This window comes from Methylobacterium sp. J-072 (assembly GCF_022829425.1).
Taxonomy (GTDB): Bacteria; Pseudomonadota; Alphaproteobacteria; order Rhizobiales; family Beijerinckiaceae; genus Methylobacterium.
Genome location: NZ_JAKSYK010000174.1, coordinates 43,401 through 64,350, shown reverse-complemented (window position 1 = coordinate 64,350; position 20,950 = coordinate 43,401). Strand labels below are relative to the sequence as shown.

The 20,950-nt window shown below is 69.9% G+C and carries 20 protein-coding genes; 4 read left to right on the top strand and 16 right to left on the bottom strand.

Translation table 11 applies throughout. From position 1 onward, the window contains the following. Window positions 1-52 precede the first annotated feature (52 nt). The gene (gene pstS / locus MKK67_RS20210) at window positions 53-1,093 is read right to left on the bottom strand and encodes a phosphate ABC transporter substrate-binding protein PstS (RefSeq protein WP_243968737.1); all 1,041 of its coding nucleotides are present in this window, start codon (window positions 1,091-1,093) and stop codon (window positions 53-55) included. A gap of 265 nt (window positions 1,094-1,358) precedes the next feature. On the opposite strand from pstS, the gene MKK67_RS20205 reads away from it, so the two are divergent. Beyond that, window positions 1,359-1,619: a hypothetical protein gene (locus MKK67_RS20205; protein WP_243968735.1), complete on the top strand. Its 261-nt coding sequence runs from the start codon at window positions 1,359-1,361 to the stop codon at window positions 1,617-1,619. Between the two features lie 78 nt (window positions 1,620-1,697). On the opposite strand, the gene MKK67_RS20200 is transcribed toward MKK67_RS20205, so the two are convergent. From MKK67_RS20200 to murB, 11 genes are all read right to left on the bottom strand, one after another. Continuing rightward, window positions 1,698-1,898: a hypothetical protein gene (locus tag MKK67_RS20200; RefSeq protein WP_243968733.1), complete on the bottom strand. Its 201-nt coding sequence runs from the start codon at window positions 1,896-1,898 to the stop codon at window positions 1,698-1,700. Window positions 1,899-2,015: 117 nt separating this feature from the next. Beyond that, complete coding sequence (gene recN, locus MKK67_RS20195) at window positions 2,016-3,689, bottom strand: DNA repair protein RecN (RefSeq protein WP_243968731.1); 1,674 nt, start codon at window positions 3,687-3,689, stop codon at window positions 2,016-2,018. Window positions 3,690-3,868: 179 nt separating this feature from the next. Next, the gene (locus MKK67_RS20190) at window positions 3,869-4,750 is read right to left on the bottom strand and encodes an outer membrane protein assembly factor BamD (protein WP_243968729.1); all 882 of its coding nucleotides are present in this window, start codon (window positions 4,748-4,750) and stop codon (window positions 3,869-3,871) included. Window positions 4,751-4,941: 191 nt separating this feature from the next. Continuing rightward, window positions 4,942-5,889, bottom strand: coding sequence for a UDP-3-O-acyl-N-acetylglucosamine deacetylase (lpxC, locus tag MKK67_RS20185; protein ID WP_243968727.1), 948 nt, complete (start codon window positions 5,887-5,889; stop codon window positions 4,942-4,944). 438 nt (window positions 5,890-6,327) lie between these two features. After that, on the bottom strand, window positions 6,328-8,094 hold the full coding sequence (gene ftsZ / locus MKK67_RS20180) for a cell division protein FtsZ (protein WP_243968725.1): 1,767 nt from the start codon (window positions 8,092-8,094) through the stop codon (window positions 6,328-6,330). A 92-nt stretch (window positions 8,095-8,186) separates the two neighbouring features. Next, the gene (gene ftsA, locus MKK67_RS20175) at window positions 8,187-9,509 is read right to left on the bottom strand and encodes a cell division protein FtsA (RefSeq protein ID WP_243968722.1); all 1,323 of its coding nucleotides are present in this window, start codon (window positions 9,507-9,509) and stop codon (window positions 8,187-8,189) included. Between the two features lie 52 nt (window positions 9,510-9,561). Then, a complete protein-coding gene (locus MKK67_RS20170) occupies window positions 9,562-10,518 on the bottom strand; it encodes a cell division protein FtsQ/DivIB (RefSeq protein WP_243968720.1) in 957 nt (318 codons plus the stop codon). Further along, window positions 10,485-11,408: a D-alanine--D-alanine ligase gene (locus MKK67_RS20165; RefSeq protein WP_243968718.1), complete on the bottom strand. Its 924-nt coding sequence runs from the start codon at window positions 11,406-11,408 to the stop codon at window positions 10,485-10,487. Before MKK67_RS20165 ends, MKK67_RS20170 begins: the two co-directional genes overlap by 34 nt. 35 nt (window positions 11,409-11,443) lie before the next feature. After that, window positions 11,444-11,800: a type II toxin-antitoxin system PemK/MazF family toxin gene (locus tag MKK67_RS20160; protein ID WP_243968716.1), complete on the bottom strand. Its 357-nt coding sequence runs from the start codon at window positions 11,798-11,800 to the stop codon at window positions 11,444-11,446. Next, a complete protein-coding gene (locus tag MKK67_RS20155) occupies window positions 11,787-12,020 on the bottom strand; it encodes an AbrB/MazE/SpoVT family DNA-binding domain-containing protein (protein ID WP_243968714.1) in 234 nt (77 codons plus the stop codon). Before MKK67_RS20155 ends, MKK67_RS20160 begins: the two co-directional genes overlap by 14 nt. A 30-nt stretch (window positions 12,021-12,050) precedes the next feature. Further along, entirely contained in the window at window positions 12,051-12,983 is a 933-nt protein-coding gene (gene murB, locus MKK67_RS20150) for a UDP-N-acetylmuramate dehydrogenase (protein ID WP_243968712.1), read from the bottom strand. 50 nt (window positions 12,984-13,033) lie between these two features. Here murB and MKK67_RS20145 point away from each other — a divergent pair, with 50 nt between their 5' ends. Both MKK67_RS20145 and MKK67_RS20140 read left to right on the top strand, forming a co-directional pair. Next, window positions 13,034-13,303: a type II toxin-antitoxin system RelE/ParE family toxin gene (locus tag MKK67_RS20145; RefSeq protein WP_279601731.1), complete on the top strand. Its 270-nt coding sequence runs from the start codon at window positions 13,034-13,036 to the stop codon at window positions 13,301-13,303. Window positions 13,304-13,313: 10 nt separating this feature from the next. Then, window positions 13,314-13,697, top strand: a complete 384-nt coding sequence (locus MKK67_RS20140) for a helix-turn-helix domain-containing protein (RefSeq protein WP_243968707.1) — start codon at window positions 13,314-13,316, stop codon at window positions 13,695-13,697. 16 nt (window positions 13,698-13,713) lie between these two features. Here the strand turns inward: MKK67_RS20140 and murC are convergent, their stop codons facing one another. From murC to MKK67_RS20125, 3 genes are all read right to left on the bottom strand, one after another. After that, entirely contained in the window at window positions 13,714-15,120 is a 1,407-nt protein-coding gene (murC, locus tag MKK67_RS20135; RefSeq protein WP_243968705.1) for a UDP-N-acetylmuramate--L-alanine ligase, read from the bottom strand. Window positions 15,121-15,252: 132 nt separating this feature from the next. After that, window positions 15,253-16,362 (bottom strand): undecaprenyldiphospho-muramoylpentapeptide beta-N-acetylglucosaminyltransferase, encoded by a 1,110-nt coding sequence (gene murG, locus MKK67_RS20130; RefSeq protein WP_243968703.1) that lies wholly within the window; start codon window positions 16,360-16,362, stop codon window positions 15,253-15,255. Beyond that, the gene (locus MKK67_RS20125; protein ID WP_147854205.1) at window positions 16,359-17,525 is read right to left on the bottom strand and encodes an FtsW/RodA/SpoVE family cell cycle protein; all 1,167 of its coding nucleotides are present in this window, start codon (window positions 17,523-17,525) and stop codon (window positions 16,359-16,361) included. The genes murG and MKK67_RS20125 overlap by 4 nt, the downstream gene beginning before the upstream one ends. A 286-nt stretch (window positions 17,526-17,811) precedes the next feature. On the opposite strand from MKK67_RS20125, the gene MKK67_RS20120 reads away from it, so the two are divergent. Continuing rightward, a complete protein-coding gene (locus tag MKK67_RS20120) occupies window positions 17,812-19,287 on the top strand; it encodes a PAS domain-containing methyl-accepting chemotaxis protein (RefSeq protein WP_243968701.1) in 1,476 nt (491 codons plus the stop codon). A gap of 148 nt (window positions 19,288-19,435) precedes the next feature. Here MKK67_RS20120 and murD read toward each other — a convergent pair whose 3' ends face one another. Then, entirely contained in the window at window positions 19,436-20,800 is a 1,365-nt protein-coding gene (gene murD, locus MKK67_RS20115) for a UDP-N-acetylmuramoyl-L-alanine--D-glutamate ligase (protein ID WP_243968699.1), read from the bottom strand. Window positions 20,801-20,950 lie beyond the last annotated feature (150 nt).

Genomic DNA, 20,950 nt, shown 5'->3' with positions numbered 1-20,950 from the left:
GGTGCGGGCCGCGGCGCGAGGGAGGGGGCGACACACCCCCTCCCCGTCTCACTCACATGTTGAAGACGGGCTTACCGTCCTTACCCTTCACGGATTTCCACTCTTCGTGGATCAGACCGACGACGTTGTCCGGAAGCGGGACGTAATCGAGGTCCGAGGCGAGCTTGTCGCCGTTCTTGTAGGCCCAATCGAAGAACTTGAGCGTATCGGCGGCCTTGGCCGGATCAGCCGGTTCCTTGTGGACAAGGATGAACGTCGCCGCCGTGATCGGCCACGCGTCGTCGCCCGGCTGGTTGGTCAGCGAGATACCGAAGCCCGGCGCCGACTTCCAGTCCGCGCTGGCGGCAGCCGCCTGGAATGCCTTGTCTTCCGGCTGCGGATACTTGCCGGCCTTGTTCTGCAGCAGGGCGTAAGCGAGCTTGTTCTGCTTGGCGTAGGCGGATTCGACGTAGCCGACGGCGTTCGGCACCTGCTTCACGGTGGCGGTCACGCCCTCGTTGCCCTTGCCGCCCTGCCCGACCGGCCAGGAGATCGTGGTGGCCGCGCCGTATTCCTTCTTCCAGGTCTCGGAGGCCTGGGACAGGTAGGTGGTGAAGATGTTGGTCGTGCCCGAAGCGTCCGACCGGTAGACCGGGGTGATGGTGGCGTCGGGGAGCTTCAGGCCCTCGTTGAGCTTCGCGATCCGCGGATCGGACCACTTCGAGATCTTGCCGGCGTAGATGTCGGCCAGGATGTCGCCGGTGAGCTTCAGCTTGCCGGGCTCGAGGCCGGCGATGTTCACCACCGGCACGACGCCGCCCATCACGGTCGGGAACTGGACGAGGCCGTCCTTGGCCAGCTGCTCGCCCTTGAGCGGCGCGTCGGTGGCGCCGAAATCGACGGTCTTGGCCTGGATCTGCTTGATGCCGCCGCCCGAGCCGATGGACTGGTAATTCAGTCCGGAGCCGGTCTCCTTGCGGTAGGCTTCGGCCCACTTGGAGTAGACCGGGAACGGGAACGTGGCGCCGGCACCCGTGATATCGGCAGCGAGTGCCGCGGACGCCAACTGAACCGTCGCGAGGCCGACGGCGAGCGCGTAAGCGAAGGGTCTCAAGGGTATCTCCGTTGCCGTCGGGCGAAAGCCTGCGCCTCCCTGCCGGCAAGCCCATGCCCGCGGCAGAGCTGTGCGTCCGGTCTTCCAAGAGACCCGGCGCCGGCCGCCCGATGGGCCGGGCGTTACGACAGAGAGATGACACCGCCATGACACCGCGCCGCACCAAAGACGGCACGGTTCGGGGCGCTCGCGCGTTCAAGCCCGGTGTCGGCCCCGGCCGATCGGCGGACGATGCTGCCCGCGGCTTCAGGAAGGTGTTCGGATCGTGGCTGACCAGGGGACCGACGCAGAGAAAGGTCCCGATGCGGCAGGTTCGGACGCCGCATGGCTAGCGCTGCATGCCGACCGTGAGGCTGTGGAGCGCGCGCTGACCTTGGCGCAGGCGCGCCAGCGCTTCGGCACCGATGCCGACGCCATCGCCCAGGCGCGCGTCGAGGAGGCCGAACTTCTGGTGGATCTCGATCGGATCCTGACCCAGATCCGGGCGGCGGAATACCGTCGGCGGCCCGGTTCGCGGCGCTGGTAGCGCTCGGCGATGTGTCCGAAAAATACTTTCCGCGGAAACGAAAACTGATTCGGGGATGATGCGTCCCGGACGGGAGCCTTATCCGGCCCGACGAAGCTCCCGCTCCTTCTGGCGCAGGCGCAGGAGCAGTTCCACGTGGGTGTCGGTGATCGGCTGCCTGTCGACGCTGCCCTCGTAGACGGTGCGGAGCGTCAGCCCGAGCTGCTGGGTATCGATCGCCTGTTTGAGGGACCGACCCGGATGCGGGCGCCCCTCGGACGCGACGATTGACGGCTTCATGCGTTCCTCCCGCCCTTCAACCGCGCGCTCCTGACCACGGTCCCGGGATGCAATCAGTCTCGTCAAAAATGGTTAATGAAGCGTTACACTCAACCAACGGTTAAGGTTGACGTGCGTTCACGCATCCGCGCCCTGGAGCAGCCGGGCCGCCGCCGCCCGGGCCTCGTCGGTCACCGTGGCGCCCGCCAGCATCCGGGCGATCTCCTCGCGGCGCTCGGCCACGGGCAGGCTCGCCACCCGGGTGGCGACGCGGCCGGCGCCCTTCACGGGGGCCTTGGCGATCAGGAAATGTGTGCTCGCGCGGGCCGCGACCTGGGGCGCATGGGTCACCGCCACCACCTGCACGGTGCTGGCCAGCCGGGCGAGGCGCAGGCCGATCGCGTCGGCCACCGCGCCGCCGACGCCGGTATCGATCTCGTCGAAGATCAGGGTCGGAGCTGAGCCCTTGTCGGCGAGCACCACCTTCAGGGCCAACATGAAGCGCGACAACTCGCCGCCGGAGGCGACCTTCATCATCGGGCCGGGCTTGGTGCCGGGATTGGTCTGCGCCCAGAACTCGACGCGATCGATGCCGGCCGGATCGCGCGCCTCCGGGTCGGTGGCGATCTCGGTGATGAAGCGGGCACGCTCCAGCTTCAGCGGCGGCAGCTCGGCCTTCACGGCGGCGTCGAGCTGCTTGGCCGCCCGGCGGCGGCCGGCGCTGAGTTTTTCCGCCGCCTCGGCATAGGCGGCTTCGGCCTTGGCGCGGGCCTGTTCCAGACCTTCAAGGGCGGCCTCCCCGGCATCGAGGGTCGCAACCTCGCCGGCATAGCGCTCGGCCAGGGCGGCCAGCTCGTCGGCCGGGACATCGTATTTGCGGGAAGCGGCGCGCAGCGCGAACAGCCGCTCCTCCGCGCGCTCCAGGTCGCGGGGGTCGAACTCGGTCTCGGAGACGGCGGCGTCCAGCACCGCGCGTGCCTCGTCGAGGGCGACCATGGCGGCGTCGAGGGCGTTGACGCAGGGATCGATCAGGGCCGGGAGCTGACCGGCCCGGCGCTCGAGCTTTCGCAGGGCGGCCGAAAGGTGCGGCATCCCCGAATGCGGTCCGCCGACCGCGTCCAGGGCCTCGTTCAGCTCGCGGGCGACCTTTTCGGATTGTTGCATGACGCTGCGGCGCTCGGCGAGCTGGGCCTCCTCGCCGGGCTGCGGCGCCAGGGTGGCGAGCTCCTCCACGGCGTGGCGCAGGAAGTCGGCCTCCTTGCGGGCCGCATCGATGCGGGCGCGGTGCTCGGCGAGTTCGGCACGCGCCGCGCGCACGGCCTTCGCCGCCGCCGCGACCTTGGTCAGCTGGGTCTGCAGGCCCCCGAAGGCGTCGAGGATCGCCCGGTGCGAGGCCGGGTCGGCCAAGGCCCGGTCGTCGTGCTGCCCGTGGATCTCCACGAGCGCCGCGCCGATCGCCCGCAGGACCTGCACGCCCACCGGCTGGTCGTTGACGAAGGCGCGAGTGCGGCCGTCGGCCATCTGGGTCCGGCGCAGGATCAGGTCGCCCTCGGTGTCGATCTCGGCCTCGGCCGCGATCGCGCGTGCCGGGTGATCCAGGGGCAGATCGAACACCGCGGTGACGCCGCCCTGTGGCTCGCCGTGGCGCACGAGCCGACCGTCGCCGCGACCGCCCAGGGCCAGGGCGAAGGCGTCGAGCAGGATCGATTTACCCGCGCCCGTCTCTCCGGTCAGGACACTCAGCCCCGTCCGGAAATTCAGTTCGAGCCTGTCGATCAGAACGATGTCGCGGATCGCGAGCTGCGCCAGCATGCGGCGACGGGATTCCTGAGGATGGGACCGCAGACATAAGGCCGCTGCGGCGCGGATTCACCCCAAAAATGCGTTGCGGCGCATCTCCGGTGACGCGGGGCTGCGCGGACGAGAAAGGCCCGGAGCGGCGGCTCCGGGCCTTGGGGCTTGATGGGGCAGGCCGCGGCCCGCCGGTTCGGTCACTCGGCCGAGGCGGTCTTGCCGGTCACGGTCCGGTAGATTTTGGAGAGGAACGAGGACTTCTCCTCGCGGGGCTCGACGCCGCCCGTGGCCAGGAGCGCGTGCGCGTCCTTGTACCAGGGGCTGTCGGGGAAGTTGTGCCCCAGCACGGCCGCGGAGTTCTGCGCCTCCTGGGTGATGCCGAGCGCCCAGTACGCCTCGGTCAGGCGCTCCAGCGCCTCTTCGGCGTGGCGGGTGGTCTGGTACTTGGCGACGACGTCGCGGAACCGGTTGATCGCGGCCGGGAAGTTGCGCCGCTCCAGGTAGAAGCGGCCGACCTCCATCTCCTTGCCGGCGAGCTGGTCGCGGGTGATCTGGATCTTGGAGCGGGCGTCGGCCGAGTACTCGGAGGTCGGGTACTTCTGGACCAGCTCCTGCAGAGCGACCAGCGCCTTCTCGGACCGGTCCTGGTCGCGGGTCACGTCCGGGATCTGCTTATAGTTCGACATCGCCATCAGGTACTGCGCGTAGGCCGCGTCCTTGCTGGCCGGGTGCCGCTGCAGGTACCGCTTCGCGGCGCTGATCGCCTCGTCGTATTTCTGGCCTTCGTAATTGGCGTAGGCCGTCATCAGCAACGCCTTCCGAGACCACTCGGAATACTGGTACTGCTTGTCGAGGTTGTCGAACTTCTTGACAGCGCCCTCGTAGTCGCTGTCCTCCAGCTTGGCCAAGCCCTCGCTGTAGAGCTTGTCCGCCGGGACATCCGGCACGACTTCGGGTTTGTACTTCTCGGCGAAGAGGCTGGTCGGGTCGAAGTCGCAGCCGCCGAGGCCCAGGCCGAGAACGGCCACGAGGGGCGCCATGAAGGCCGCCGCCCGGCGATGACGAATGGTGACAGGCATCTGGCGCTCTTTCCCGGAACCGGCGCACGTCCCGCGCCGTCGTGCCATCGCGTGAGTGGATCCGGCCCGACCGGGCCGTGCCCGTCATTCACGGACCATTAAACCGTGACGTTTGATTCGGGCACGAAAGCGGCAAGGCTGCGGCAGCCTGGATCAGTTGCCGGCTGTGTCCCGCGGGTGACAGGTCGGGATCAGAGCTCGCCGGCGAAGGCGGCGATGCCGAGGCCGACGCCGAGTTCCGAGAGCACGGTCTCGCGGCGCGAGCCTTGCGCCTCGACGATGGCGTAGTTGGATCGGTCGGCGAACAGGGCGGAGAGCACGCCCACATTCATCCGGTGGCCGCCGCAATAGGAGCGGTAGGCCCCCTGGATCGGCAGGCCGGCCAGCGCGAGGTCGCCGACCGCGTCGAGGATCTTGTGGCGGACGAACTCGTCCGGGAAGCGCAGGCCCTCGGGGTTGACCACGGCGGTCTCGCCGACCGCGACGGTGTTCTCCAGCGAGGCGCCCAGCGCGAAGCCGGCTTTCCAGTAGCGCTCCACGTCCTTCATCATGCCGAAGGTGCGGGCGCCGGCGATCTCGCGGCGATAGGTGGCGGGCGACAGGTCCATCGCCTTGCGCGAGCGGCCGATCACCGGGCTGTCGAAATCGATCTCCACGTCGAGGCGGAAGCCCCGATCGATCGGGCGCAGCTCGGCGAAGGCGCGGCCGGTCTCGATGCGGACGTGGCGCAGGACCTTCAGCCAGCGGCGCGGCGTGCCGCAGGAGGCGATCCCGACCGAGTCGATGGCTTGAACGAATTGGAGGGCGGACCCGTCGAGGATCGGCATCTCAGGCCCGTCGATCTCGACCAGGGCGTTGTCGACGCCCAATCCGTAGAGGGCCGACATCAGATGCTCGATGGTGGCGACGGCACCGGTCTCGACGTCACCGATAACGGTGCAGAGTTCGGTGGCGGAGACGAGGGCGTGGTGGGCCTTGATCAGGCGGTCGTTGCCGTGGGTGGTGCTGGTGCGAAGAAACGCGATGCCGTGATTGGCTGGCGCGGGCCGGATGGTGATCTCGGCCGGGTTCCCGGAATGGACCCCTACACCCGAGAGCGTCACCGGCCCCTTCAGGGTCGTCTGTTTATGCGTTCGCATTCATTAGCCCCCGGCCGCGATCAGGTCCCGCCATCCCGAACCGGGGATGGTGAGGAAACTGTCCGATCCGTCCGCTGCTTGAAGCCCCTATCGCGCTATCAGGTTGTGTCCTGCAGCGCGTCTCATTGGTCTGCGAGTGTCTATAGCTGCACCGCACAGGGCAGCCAAATCACGGATTCTTACGCTCTGTTACAGACACGCTTGTTGCTTGGAGCCGCTAAAAACCTGACGGCACAAAGGCTTAAAGCTTGGTTAATGCGTGGCTAACCGACGGCCATTCTGTGGCACGGCTGCATCACGCAGCGGGGGATAGCGTCACAAACGTTAACCGTGCTGTGACTCCCGTCCTCCAGATCGACAATCAAAGGTTGTATCGCTGCAGCGCGAAGAGCCGGCGGTTTCCCGCCGGCTCCACGTCTCGTCGGTGATCGAGGCCGTTCAGTTCGCCTGGCGGCGCAGGAAGGCCGGGATCTCGAGCTGGTCGTCGTCCATCATCCGCGACTGCGGCGCGATGCGGCCCTGGGCGTCGAGGCCGCCCTGGGCCGGCCGGTATTGCGGCGCCTGCGGAAGCGGAGCGCGCGGGGCCGGCGGCACATGCGGCTGAGCCAGGTGCTGCGGCTGGGCCAGTTGGGGCTGCGCCATGTGCGGCTGCGGCGCGACCGGGGCCGCGGCCCGCGGGGCGGGCACGCCCTCCATCTCGTCGCGCCGGCCGCCGAAGCCGACGGTGGCGAGACGGCGCAGCAGCGAGGTCCGCTTGGACTCGGGTGCCGCTTCCTCGGCCGCCCGGTTCGCCAGGATCTGGTTCTGGGCGATCGGCGGCAGCTCGTGGATCTGCGGCATCCGCGGGGCGCGGGCGAGCGGCGCGGCGGCCGGGGCTGCCGGACGCGGCGGCACGAACGGGCCGGCCTGGAACTGCGGCGCGGGCTCGGCCTGCTGCGGGGCGGGAGCCGGGACGAACGGCGCGGCGGCGCGCGGCTGGGCCGGGGCGAGCAGGACCTCGTCACGAGCGACCGGCGCGGGGGCCTCGAACCGGGTCTCGGTCCGGGCCTCGGGGGCCGGCTGCGGGGCGGCCGGCGCCGGGTTCTGTGCGGGGGCCTGGGCCACCGAGTCCGTGCGGATGCTCGGAACCGGCGAGGACGCGCGGGCGCGGGCCTCCGCGCGCAGCCGCTCGGCGACCTCGGCGATGCGCTGCTCGGTCTCGGCGATGACCGGGTTGTTGGTCGCGTTGGCCGAGATCAGCAGCGGCTCGATGCCGGTGGCGACCACCGAGACGCGGATGATGCCGTCGAGGCTCTCGTCGAAGGTGGCGCCCAGGATGATGTTGGCGTCCTGATCGACCTCCTCGCGGATGCGGGTGGCGGCCTCGTCGAGCTCGTACAGGGTCAGGTCCGAGCCGCCGGTGATCGAGATCAGCAGGCCGCGGGCGCCCTTCATGGAGACGTCGTCGAGGAGCGGGTTGGCGATGGCGGCCTCGGCGGCGCGGTTGGCGCGCTTCTCGCCCGACGCCTCGCCGGTGCCCATCATGGCCTTGCCCATGCCGCGCATGATCGCCCGGACGTCGGCGAAGTCGAGGTTGATGAGACCCTCCTTCACCATCAGGTCGGTGATGCAGGCGACGCCCGAGTAGAGCACCTGGTCGGCCATCGCGAAGGCGTCGGCGAAGGTGGTCTTCTCGTTGGCGACCCGGAACAGGTTCTGGTTCGGGATCACGATCAGGGTGTCGACCGCGGCCTGCAGCTCCTGGATGCCGGACTCGGCGGTGCGCATCCGGCGCACGCCCTCGAACTGGAACGGCTTGGTCACGACGCCGACCGTCAGGATGCCCATGTCGCGGGCGGTGCGGGCGATGACCGGCGCGGCGCCGGTGCCGGTGCCGCCGCCCATGCCGGCGGTGATGAAGCACATGTGGGCGCCCGAGAGCTGGTCGCGGATCTCGTCGATCACCTCGTCGGCGGCGGCGGAGCCGACCTCCGGGTGGGAGCCGGCGCCCAGACCCTGGGTGACGCCCAGGCCCATCTGGATCACCCGCTCCGCCTTCGAGGAGGTGAGCGCCTGCGCGTCGGTGTTGGCGACCACGAACTCGCAGCCGAGCAGGCCCGACTCGATCATGTTGTTGACTGCGTTGCCGCCTGCGCCGCCGACACCGAAGACGGTGATGCGGGGCTTGAGTTCCCGGATGTCCGGCGCCTGGAGGGTAATGGCCATGGTGTCGAGCCTCTCGCTTACTCTGCTTTCCGTCCGGCGCTGCGGCGCCGATATTTTTTCGATCCCCCGCCCGTGAGGGCGGGGGTGAAACCCTAGAAGCTCTCTCGGAGCCAGCGGCCGACCCGGTTGATGTACCGGTCCGATCCCGTGGCCGCGAAGGCGCCGTGCCCCCGCGGCTCGAAGTGCTCGGCATGCGCCACCTGCGGGTAGACCAGCAGGCCGACGGCGGCCGAGAAGGCCGGTCCCTTGGCCGCCTCGGGCAGGCCCCGGATTCCCAGGGGGCGGCCGATCCGGACCTGACCCTGGAGGATGCGCCGGGCGACCTCGGGCAGGCCCACGAGCTGGCTGGCGCCGCCCGTCAGGACAACCCGCCGCCCGGCCTGGGCGGCGAAGCCGGCATCGCGCAGACGGTCGCGGACCAGCTCGACCACCTCCTCGACCCGCGGCTTGATGATCCGCACCAGCTGCGAGCGCGGGATGTGGGCCGGGGCCTCGCCCTCGTCCTCGCCGACCCCGTGCACGGCGATCATGTCGCGCTCGTCGGACGGGGTGGAGAGGGCCGAGCCGTAGAGGGTCTTCAGCCGCTCGGCCGCGGCCATGCGGGTCGAGAGGCCCCGGGCGATGTCCATGGTGACGTGATGGCCGCCGACCGCGACCGCGTCCACGTGGACGAGGTGGCCGCCCGAGAACACCCCGACGCTGGTCGTGCCGCCGCCCATGTCGACGACGCACACGCCCATCTCGGCCTCGTCGTCGACCAGGGCCGAGAGCCCGGCGGCGTAGGGCGTGGCGATCACCGCCTCGACCCCGAGGTGGCAATGCTCCACCGCCAGCATGACGTTGCGGGCGGCGGCGAGCTCGCTGGTGACGACGTGCAGATCGACCCCGAGGGCCTCGCCGATCATCCCCGACGGATCGATGACCGCGCCCTGGCCGTCCAGCGCGTAGCCGGTGGGGAGCGCGTGCAGCACGGCCCGGCCGGGGCTGACGCCGTGGGCACTCGCCGTCTCCAGCACCCGCTCGACATCGCTGCCGGTGACGGTGCCGGAGCGGACGTTCACCCGGGCTTGGAAATGCTGCGAGGCGAGCCGGCCGCCGGACATGTTGACGATGACCGACTGGACCTCGACCTTCGCCATCCGCTCGGCAGCGTGCACCGCCTGGCGGATCGCGCCCTCGGCGGCGGCGAGATCGACGATCGCCCCGCCTTTCAGCCCCAGGGAGCGCTGGTGGCCGATGCCGATGATGCGGGCGAGGTGCGTCCGGCCGCGCAGGGTCGAGAGCGCCTCGGCGGGCTGCAGCTCGGCGATGAGGCAGACGACCTTGCTGGTACCGATGTCGAGCACCGAGAGGGTGGTCGAGCGTCGGGCCGAGAGCGGCTTCAGTCGCGGCGTGAGGCCGTGTTGGCTGTGCATTGACACTACCGGACGCAGAAGGCGGGACGGGCGGAGATCGCGGTGAAGGGCATCAGCTGGCCGCGCCCTTCTTCTTCGCCTTCTGGGCTTCCGCGCGGGCGGCGGCGGCCTCCTCGGTCAGGCGCACCACCAGGCGGTCGGGCATGCGCAGGTCCACCGCGATGATGTCCTTCTCGAGCAGGCCGGCCTCGCGCTCGAACCGGACGAGGCGCGCGAGCGCCGCGGCGGGGTCGATCTCGGGCAGCCGCACGTCGACACCGTCGAGCTTGAGCGTCCAGCGGCGGCCGGAGACGTAGGTCCCGGCCTTGATCCGCTCGGAGAGCGGCCCGGCGGCGGCGATCAGGGCGAGATATTCCGGAAGCTTGTTGTTGGCGTCGTCGCCGACGACCAGGGGCAGGCTGGCGTAGCGGTCGTCCCGCATGGCGTCGATCACGGTGCCGTCGGCGGCGATCACGTTGATCTCGCCGTTCTTCTGCCAGAGGGCGGCGGGCTCGCGCTCGACCTGGGTGATCGCGATCTCGTTGGGGTAGATCTTGCGGACCGAGGCCTGGGCGATCAGCGGCACGGCGAGCAGCTTCTCGCGCACCGCGACGACGTCCAGGAACGGAACGGACGAGCGCCAGTCGATCCCGGCGGCAGCCAACACCTCACGCTCGTACATCCGCGAGATGCCCGAGATGGTCACGCGCTCGACGCCGAAGCCGAGGACCCGCGCGGCGATGTCGAGGGGCCGGCCCTGCTCGGTCACGAAGGCCTCGTAGCGTCCGCTCGCCACGAAGCCGGCGAGCGCCACGGCGGCGAGGGACACGGCGACGCCGACAGTGCCGACGCCTCGCGGCAGGCGCCCGGTCAGCTGCTGGCCCTTGCGGGACCGGCGCACCGAGAGGGAGCGGGCGGGAGCGCGTCCGGTGAGCCGATCCAGCGCGGCGCCGAGGAGGCGCGCAGGAAGGCTGCGACCGGCAGCGTCACCGCCGCTCAGCGATTCAGAGAAGCGTCCTCCACCATCCATCGGACGAGCTCACCGAAACCCAGGCCCGCATGGGCCGCCATCTCAGGCACAAGGCTCGTCTGGGTCATGCCGGGTTGCGTGTTGACCTCCAGAACCACGAGCAGACCGGTTCCACCCGGTGTGTCGTCGTAGCGAAGGTCGGCACGGCTGACGCCCCGGCAGCCCAGTGCTTGATGCGCCGTTAACGACAGTTCTTGGACACGCTGGTAAACATTTGGTTTAAGTTCGGCCGGCAGCACGTGCACCGAGCCCCCCGGGGCGTACTTCGCGTCGTAGTCGTACCACTCCCCCGTGGAGGCCTTCACCTCGATCACCCCGAGGGCCTTGTCGCCCATCACCCCGCAGGTGAGCTCGCGACCGGCTATGTAAGGTTCTGCAAGGACTTGCTCGCCGAACTTCCACTCTTCCGAGGCCAGGATCTGAGGCGGGTGCGACCGGCCGTCGCGCACGATGATGACCCCAACCGAGGAGCCTTCGGCGATCGGCTTGACCACGTAGGGCGGCGGCAGCGGGTGGTTTTTTGCGGCCTCGAAGCGGTTAACGATCCGGCCCGCCGGCACGTCGACCCCCGCGGCGTGCATCACGGTCTTCGCCCGCTCCTTGTTCATGGCGAGCGCCGAGGCGAGCACGCCCGAATGGGTGTAGGGGATCTTCAGGATCTCCAAGAGGCCCTGGATCGTGCCGTCCTCGCCGTCCGGGCCGTGCAGGGCGTTGAAGGCCACGTCCGGCCGCAGCTCCGTGAGCACGGAGGCGATATCCGGGCCGACATCGACCCGGGTCACCCGGTACCCCTCCCCTTCGAGCGCCGCGGCGCAGGCCGCGCCGGAACTGAGCGAGACCTCGCGCTCGGCGGAGGTGCCGCCCAGGAGGACGGCGACGTGCTTGGACATGGTGGGCTCCGGGGAAAGCTGGGTCGAGGATCGGGTCACGCGTGGCCGACCATGCCATGGATCGCGGCATAGACCGCCGCCGCCGCGTCGGGATGCAAGGCGCCGAGGCGGCGGAGGATCCGGTTGGGTTCGATGCAGGCGATCTTCAGCGGACGGACCACGGAGGCGACGCCGAGACCGGCCGCTCCAAGCTCAGCGATCGGAATGTCGCCGGCCATGCCGGCGTTTCGGGCGCTCGTGATCATCGCGATCCACACATAGCCGGCCTCTGCGACCGCAGTGCCGGAGACGACGAGGGCGGGACGCCGCTTCTCGGCCAGCCGGTCCGAATAGGGGAACGGCACGACCACGACGGAGGCGGCTGGGAAATCGGAGACGTCAGAGGTCGGCATAGTCTTCGTCGTCGATGGGGCCGCCCCATTCCGTGAACGCCACGAACGGATCCTCCCCTTCCGGCGGAGCCTTGTCGATCTGGATGCCGTCCGGCGTGATCCGGTAGCGCAGTCGATCGCCCGGGCCGATGGCGAGACGCTCGCGCACCTCGGCGGGCAGCACGGTCTGGCTCTTCACGGAAATTTTCGAATAGGCGGTGCGCGCGATTTTTTCCGGCATCGCATAGGCCCCTCCGGCGCGACTTACAGCTTACCGGCTTACCATCGTCGGATCCACGCCGATCCGCCGGATCTCCCAGCGCAGCGCGACCCCGCTGGTCTCCCGAACTCGGCGCCGGACCTCCTCGCCCAGCCCCTCGATGTCGGCGGCGGTGGCGCCGCCGGTGTTGATCAGGAAGTTGCAGTGCATCGGCGAGACCTGGGCGCCGCCCCGGGTCAGGCCCCGGCAGCCAGCGGCGTCGATCAACTGCCAGGCCTTGCCCCCCTCCGGGTTGGCGAAAGTCGAGCCGCCGGTGCGCTCGCGGATCGGCTGCGCGGCCTCGCGGGCGGCGGTGACGCGCTCCATCTCGGCCTCGATCGCGGCGCGGTCGCCGGGCTTTCCGCGGAACAGGGCGCGCGTGAAGATCACGTCCTCGGGCGCATCGGAATGGCGGTAGGAAAAGCCCATCGCGGCGTGGCTGAAGCGGCGCAGCGCGCCGGTCCGGTCGATGCCGTGGGCCTCGACCAGCACATCCGTGGTCTCGCCACCGTGGGCGCCGGCGTTCATCCGCAGGGCGCCGCCGATGGAGCCCGGGATACCCCGATAGAAGGCGAGCCCGTCGAGCCCGGCCTCGGCCGCTGCCTTCGCGAGGCGCATATCCGGCACGGCGGTGCCGACCTGCAGGGTGTCGCCATCGATCGCGATGCCGCCGAACGCCTTGCCGCCGAGGCGGATCACCACGCCCGGCACCCCGCCGTCGCGGACGATCAGGTTCGAGCCGAGGCCGATCACCGTCACCGGCACGTCGGGCTCCAGGACGGCGAGCAGGAGCGCGAGATCCTCCTCGTCGGCCGGGGTGAACAGAACTTCGGCCGGGCCGCCGACCCGGAACCAGGTGAGGTCGGCCAGCGGCTGGTCGGCGAGCAGGCGCCCGCGCAGGGCCGGCGCGGCGGCGCGGATTCGGTCGTGGAGCGATGCGGTCATGCTAAGCTTTGGACCGGATCAACCGGCTCGCTTGAGGGAATCAGGGCGGGATGGGCAGGGATACTGGCAGAAGCCTGGTCTTTACCCGTGCGGCAGCCCGCAGCCTGACTCGGATGCCGAAGGCGACCGAAGACCTGATCCGTCAGAAGCTCCGTCTCTACGCGCAGGATCCTGCGAGCCTCGCCAATAATGTGAAGGCTCTCAAGGGCGCGGGCGACCGGTACCGATTGCGGGTGGGAGATTGGCGCGCGGTCTTCACGATCGAGGCGGATCGGATCATTGTCCACGCCGTCGGCCCGCGCGGCTCGATCTACGGCTAGGATGCTGCCCGTGACCATCGTCAGAACCCGGACGCCCGCCGGCGAGGCCATCGTGATCCTGCCGGAGGCGGAGTTCGAGCGGCTGCGCGAACTGGCGGAGGACACGCTCGACACCCGCGTCATCGATGAGTCGCAGAGCCGCCTGAACGCCGGCGACGAAGAACTCCTCGACGAGTCCGATCTCGATGCGTTGCGCGCGGCCCCGAGCCCCCTGGCGTTCTGGCGCGCCCGGCGGGGGATGACGGTCGCCGCGCTGGCACGCGACGGCGCGGTGCCCGAGGTGCAACTCACCGATCTGGAGACGGGCGCGGGCACGGCCGATCCTGCCGTCTACGAACGGCTCGCACGGGTGCTCGACGTCGCCGTCGAAGACCTCGTGCCGGAATCAGTCTGAGCGACGCCCATCCCCCTCATTTCCCCCGCGCGGCGAGTTCGCCCGGGAGCGCATAGGCCCACTGGGTGATCGTGCCGGCGCCCAGGCACACGACGTAGTCGCTGGGCTTGGCGAGTTCGGCGATGATCCCGGCCAGCTCCTCCGGCCGGTCGAGGGGGCGGGCGTCGCGGTGGCCGCGGGAGCGCAGGCCGGAGACCAGGGCGTCGCGGTCGATCCCTTCGATCGGCGCCTCGCCGGCCGTGTAGACCGGGGCGACGATCACCGTGTCGGCGTCGTTGAAGCAGGTGCAGAAATCGTCGAACAGCGAGGCCAGCCGGGTGTAGCGGTGTGGCTGCACCACCGCGATGACGTTGCCGTCGGTCGAAGCGCGGGCGGCCTTGAGCACCGCCTTGATCTCCACCGGATGGTGTCCGTAATCGTCGAAGATGGCGGCGCCGTTCCACTCGCCGGTGCGGGTGAAGCGGCGCTTGACCCCGCCGAACCCGGCGAGCGCCCGCCGGATCGCGTCGTGCGAGACGCCGAGCTCGTTCGCCACAGCCAAAGCCGCGGTGGCGTTGAGCGCGTTGTGCTTGCCGGGCATCGGCAGGACCAGGTCTTCCATCTCCATGCGGAAGCCCGGGCGCCGGTCGCGGATCATCACGCGGAAGCGGCTCTGGCCGCCCTTCAGGTCCACGTCGAGCAGGCGCACGTCGGCCTGGGGGTTCTCGCCGTAGGTGATGATCCGTCGGTCCTCGATATGCCCGACCATGTCCTGCACCACCGGGTGGTCGGTGCACATCACCGCGAAGCCGTAGAACGGGATGTTGTCGATGAAGCGCCGGAACGCGTCCTTCACCGCCTCGAACGAGCCGAAATGGTCGAGATGCTCGGGGTCGATGTTGGTGACGATGGCGACGTCGGCCGGCAGCTTGAGGAAGGTGCCGTCGGATTCGTCGGCCTCCACCACCATCCAGTCGCCCTCGCCCATGCGGGCGTTGGTGCCGTAGGCGTTGATGATGCCGCCGTTGATCACGGTCGGGTCGAGGCTGCCGGCATCGAGCAGGGTCGCGACGAGCGAGGTCGTCGTGGTCTTGCCGTGGGTGCCCGCGATGGCGACGCAGGACTTGAAGCGCATCAGCTCGGCCAGCATCTCGGCGCGGCGGACCACCGGCAGGCGACGCTCGCGGGCGGCTTGAAGCTCCGGGTTGTCCCGGCGGATCGCGGTCGAGACCACCACCAGGGCGGCCGCGTCGACGTTCTCGGCCTGGTGGCCGACGAAGGTGCGGATCCCTTTCTCGGCCAGCCGGCGGACATTGGCGTTGTCCGAGGCGTCGGAGCCCTGGACCGTGTAGCCGAGGTTGCTCATCACCTCGGCGATGCCGGACATGCCGATGCCGCCGATGCCGATGAAGTGGATGGGGCCGAGCTTGTCGGGCAGCTTCATCTGTTTCGTGCCTTCCGTAACGTCATGGTTTCAAAAGGTCCGCGACCTTTTGCGGGGACAGGGCAGCGCCCTGCCGTCGGGGCTTCGCCGCGACACCCCGCCAAAGGGCTGAGCCCTTTGGAAACCCCAGTGCTAGAAGCGGCTGGCCGTCTGGATGACGACCTCGGCCAGCCGCTCGGCGGCATCGTGAATGCCGGCGCTTCTGGCCGCATCGGCCGCCGCGGTCAATTTTGCCGGCGTCTCGAAGCACGCCACCAGCTCGGCCGCGAGGCGATCCGGCGTGAACGCGGTCTGCTTCAGGGCCAGCGCCGCGCCGATCGCCTCGAGGGTCGCGGCGTTGGCAGCCTGGTCCTGATCGAGGGAGCCGGGCAGCGGCACCAGGATCGAGGGCCGGCCGATCGCGGCGAGTTCCGAGACCGTCGAAGCGCCCGAACGCGAGACCACGAGGTGGCTCGCGGCCATGCGGGCCGGCAGGTCCTTGAAGAACGGCGCCGCCTCGAGCCCGGCGAGCCCGAGGGCGAGGTAGCGGTTCTGCACCGCGGTCAGGTCCTCGGGCCGGACCTGCTGGACGAGGTGCAGGCGGGCGCGCAAAGGAGCGGGCAGGCGCTCGATCGCCTCGGGCACGACCTCACCCATGACCCGGGCGCCCTGGCTGCCGCCGAACACAAGGAGGTGCAGGGCGTCGCCGTCGCCAAGCGTCGGATACGGGATCTTGGCCGCCTCGATCACGGCCGGGCGGAGCGGGTTGCCGGTATGGATGCGCGGCGCGCGCGCTTTGTCGGGCACGCCCCGGACCTCCTTGAAGCCGGTGGCGATGGTGCGCGCGCCGCGCGCCAGGAAGGCGTTGGCTCGGCCCATCACGGCGTTCTGCTCGTGCAGCACCGTCGGCACCCGCAGGATCTGGCCGGCGAGCACCGGCGGCACGGTCGGGTACCCGCCGAAGCCGACGATCGCGGCCGGGTTGATCCGCCGGATCTCCTTGGCGGCGACGCCGAAGCCGCGTCCGAGCGTCAGCACGGCGCTCGCCCGTTTCAGCGGCGAGCGGCCCGAGGGCGTCGCCGAGGCGATCGTGATCACCTCGGAGGCCGGGAACTCGCTCGCAATCGCGTCGACCCTTGCGTCGGTGGCGAGCGCGACCCGGATCCCCCGGGCGCGCAGCGCATGGGCGAGGCTCTCGGCCGGGAACAGGTGGCCGCCGGTGCCGCCCGCGCAGAGCAGGATCGTGGGGGTGAAGACCGTCACCGCATCACCCCGGCGACGGTCGCCGACGCGGTGCCGGGCGGCTTCTGACTGAGCAGGACGGTGCGCGGGCGCTTGCGGGTCAAGGCGACCAGGAAGCCGGTGCCCAGCGCCAGCGAGATCATCGACGAGCCGCCGAAGGAGACGAACGGCAGGGTCATGCCCTTGGCCGGCATCAGCTGGGTGTTCACCGCCATGTTGATGCAGGCCTGGAGCCCGAACAGGGTGGTGAGGCCGGTGATCGCGAGGCGCGAGAAGGTGTCGTCGGTGCGCCGCGCCAGCTTGAGGCCGCGCAGCACGATGAAGGCGAACAGGCCTACGAGGCAGAGGCAGACGATCACGCCGAACTCCTCGCCGGTGACGGAGAAGATGAAGTCGGTATGTGCGTCCGGAAGGTGCCGCTTGGCCACCCCCTCGCCCGGGCCGGTGCCGAACCAGCCGCCCGAGCGGAACGATTCCCGCGACCAGAAATCCTGGAAGCCGCCGCCGGAATCGCGATCGAGGAACTTGTTGAAGCGCTCGCGGACGTGGTGGAAGAACAGGTAGGCCGCGAACACGCCGCCGAGGCCCAGCACGCCGAGCAGCGCCACCCAGATCAGGTGCAGGCCGGCGACGAAGAACAGCGCGCACCACACCATGGTGATCAGCATGGTCTGGCCGAAATCCGGCTGCAGCAGCAGCGGCACGATGGTGACCGGCAGGAGCAGCATCGCCAGGAATCCGCCCGGCATGTCGCGGCGCTGCGCGCCCTCCGAGAACGCCCAGGCGGCGACCACCACGAAGGCCGGTTTGACGAATTCCGACGGCTGCAGGCCGATCGGCCCGAACTGGATCCAGCGATGCGCGCCCTTGATCTCCGGGCCGAACTTGCCGGCCAGCAGGCAGAGCGCGACGCCGCAGATCCAGGTGACCAGCGCCAGCCGCCGGACCCCGCGCAGGGACAGGAACGAGACCGCGCAGATCAGCAGGATGGTCGGCGCCAGGTACAGGGCCTGCCGGTTGAGGAAGTAGAAGGTCGGCAGGCCGATGCGCTCGGCGACCGGCGGGCCGCCGCCCATCAGGAAGACCAGGCCGGCCACCATCAGCGCGAACAGCGCCGCGAGCAGCCCGCGGTCCACCGTCCACCACCAGTCGGTCAGCGGTGTGCGTTCCGCGCGAGAGATCATGCCGGGCACCGAACTCCAGGCCGCGCGGAGTCCGGTCCGCGTGGGTCGGGCCGGATCCTGTGGCGGAATGGTAAACGGAGCCTTATGGCCGGCCGAGGCCCGCGATCCGGCGGCCCCGGCACGCGGCAAGAACTACCGTATTCGCCAAAGCTGTACTTTGGCTGAGGTCATCGAATGTTAATTCCCGCAGTGCAACCCTGAGATGCATTCCCTCCAGGATCGGTAAGCGGCCCGTCGAACGTCCCGCTTTGCCAGGCCCGATCCGCACAGCAGAAGCCGACCCGCCATGTTCGCTGCTCTGAAGGTCCGTGAAGCGCAGGCCAAGCTGGCTGCCCTCGACCGCGTCCAGGGGATGATCGAGTTCGATCTCGATGGGCGTATCCTGTCGGCGAACGGCAATTTCCTCGATGCGGTCGGCTACACCCTGCCGGAGGTGGTCGGACAGCATCACAGCCTGTTCGTCGAGCCGAGCTACCGGGACTCGCCGGACTACCAGGCCTTCTGGGAGCGCCTGCGCGCCGGCGCGTTCGAGTCGGGCCAGTTCCGGCGGGTCGGCCGCGGCGGCCGCCCGATCTGGATCCAGGCCTCCTACAACCCGATGCTCGATGCCCGGGGGCGGCCCTACAAGGTGGTGAAGTTCGCCACCGACATCACCCGGCAGCGCACCGAGGAGGCCGACCGCGCCGGCCAGATCGCGGCGATCCACAAGGTGCAGGCGGTGATCGCCTTCGACCTCGACGGCATGGTGATCGAGGCCAACGACAATTTCCTCGCCGTGATGGGCTACGGCCGCGACGCGGTGGTCGGGCAGCACCACAGCCTGTTCGTCGAGCCCGGCTACCGGGACAGCGAGGCCTACCGGGCGTTCTGGGCCGCGCTCCGGAACGGCACCTATCAGGCCGCCCAGTTCCGCCGCCTCGGCAAGGACGGGCGCGAGGTCTGGATCCAGGCGTCCTACAACCCGATCCTCGACGCCGCCGGCCGGCCCTACAAGGTGGTGAAGTTCGCCACCGACATCACCGAGCAGGTCCGCCTGCTGGCCGACCTTCGGACGCTGATCGACAGCAATTTCGGCGCGATCGAACACGCGGTCCTGCATTCCACTGACGCCGCCCGCCTCGCCGGGACGGCCGCGGATTCGACCTCCGGCAACGTCCAGACCGTGGCGGCGGCCGCCGAGGAACTCGCCGCCTCCGTCGCCGAGATGTCCCAGAGCATCGTCCGCTCCCAGGGCGCTACCGATACCGCCTATGCCTGCGTGCAGGAGGCGGACGGCCACACCAAGCGGCTCGCCGACAGCGCCGCCGCGATGTCCAGCATCGTCGGCCTGATCCAGAGCATCGCCGGGCAGATCAACCTGCTGGCGCTCAACGCCACCATCGAGGCCGCGCGTGCCGGCGCGGCCGGCCGCGGCTTCGCGGTGGTGGCCAGCGAGGTGAAGGCGCTCGCCGACCAGGCGGCCCGCGCCACCGGGCAGATCAACAGCGAGATCGCCAGCGTTCAGCAGGTCTCGCAGGAGGTCGTGGTGGCTTTGGGCTCGATCGGGACCTCGGTCACGGTGATGCGCGAGACCGTGGTCTCCACCGCGGCGGCGATCGAGGAGCAGAGCGCGGTGACCCGCGACCTCGCCGAAAGCATGCAGAGCGCCGCCGGCGCGGTCTCGGCGATCACCGGCAATATCGGGGCGATTGCCCAGGCCGTCGCCGATGTCTCGCAGGCGGTCGCCACCACCCGGGACGCCGCCAAGGTTCTCGCGCGCTGACGGGCTGGTACTGGGATCCCAAAGGGCTCAGCCCTTTGGCGGGGTTCGGGGGCAGAGCCCCTGATGCATCGGGCGAAGCCCGACACCAGGGCTCTGCCCTGGACCCGCAAAAGGTCTCGACCTTTTGAAACCCGGACGATCGACGCCCTCAGGGCAGCGCCTGCACCAGCTCCCGGAACCGGTCGCCGCGAATCTCGAAATTGCGGAACTGGTCGTAGGAGGCGCAGGCCGGCGAGAGCAGCACCACCGGCTCCGGGGCACCCGAGGCGGCGGCGTTCTCGGCGGCCTTGGGGACCGCGATTTCCAGGGTCTCGCACCGGGTATAGGGTACGACGCCTTCGAGCGTCGCCGCGAAGGCGTCCGAGGCTGCACCGATCAGGTAGGCATGGGCGACCCGCTGGAAATACGGCACCAGCGGGAAGATCCCGCCTTCCTTGGCCTTGCCGCCGAGGATCCAGTGGATGTCCCGGAAAGCCGTGAGCGCCTTCTCGGTGGAATCCGCGTTGGTCGCCTTGGAATCGTTGACGAACAGCACGGCGCCGCGGCGCCCGACCTCCTCCATCCGGTGCGGCAGGCCCGGAAAGGACGAGAGGCCGGCCTGGATCGCCTCGCCAGTCAGGCCGAGCGCCCGGGCGACCGCCACCGCCACGGCGGCGTTCTGCCAATTGTGGGCACCGCGCAGCGAGCCGATGCCGTTAACGTCGGCCAAGGCCGTGCCGTCGGGATCGCGGACGATGCCGTCGCGCACCGTCAGGGCGTCGGTGCAGAGCACCTCGCCGGTCGGCACGTGGACGCGCACGAGGTCGCCCGTGCGCCGGTCGGCGATGGCCCGGCTCGGGCCGTCGTCGATGCCGACCACCGCGAGGCCCGATCCGGAGATCAGGCGCTCCTTGATGGCGGCGTATTGCTCCATCGTGCCGTGGCGGTCGAGATGGTCCGGCGTGATGTTCATCAGCACGCCGACCGTGGGGTCGAGGCTGGGGGTCAGGTCGATCTGGAACGACGACATCTCGATCACGTGGACGCGGCCGGCATCCGGCGGCTCCAGCGACAGGATCGCGGTGCCGATATTGCCGCCCATCTGCACGTCGCGCCCGGCCTGGGCCAGCACGTGGGCGATCAGCGCCGTGGTGGTCGACTTGCCGTTGGTGCCGGTGATCGCCACGAACGGCGCCTCGGGGGCCCGCGCCCGGCGCTCCCGGCAGAACAGCTCGATATCGCCGATGATCTCGATCCCGGCCTCGCGGGCCAGCCGGACGGTCCAGTGCGGCTCCGGATGGGTCAGGGGTACGCCGGGGCTGAGCACCAGGGCGATGACGCCGGACCAGTCGGCTTCGCGCAGATCCTGCGTGCCGATCCCCGCATCCTGTGCACGTGCGACGCTCTCGGCGTTGTCGTCCCAGGCAAAGACCTCGGCGCCCCCGGCCTTCAGCGCATTGGCCGTGGCCAGCCCCGAGCCGCCGAGCCCGAACAGGGCGACCTTTTGGCCCGCGAAGACGGTGACGGGTGTCATGCGAAACTCAATTCAACGTGGGAACGCCGCCAATCCCACTCAATCCCCTCATCCTGAGGTGCTGCGCAGCAGCCTCGAAGGAGCCCTCCAGGGATCGCGCGGCCGGCTGGAGGGCTCCTTCGAGGCATCCGCTGCGCGGCTGCGCCTCAG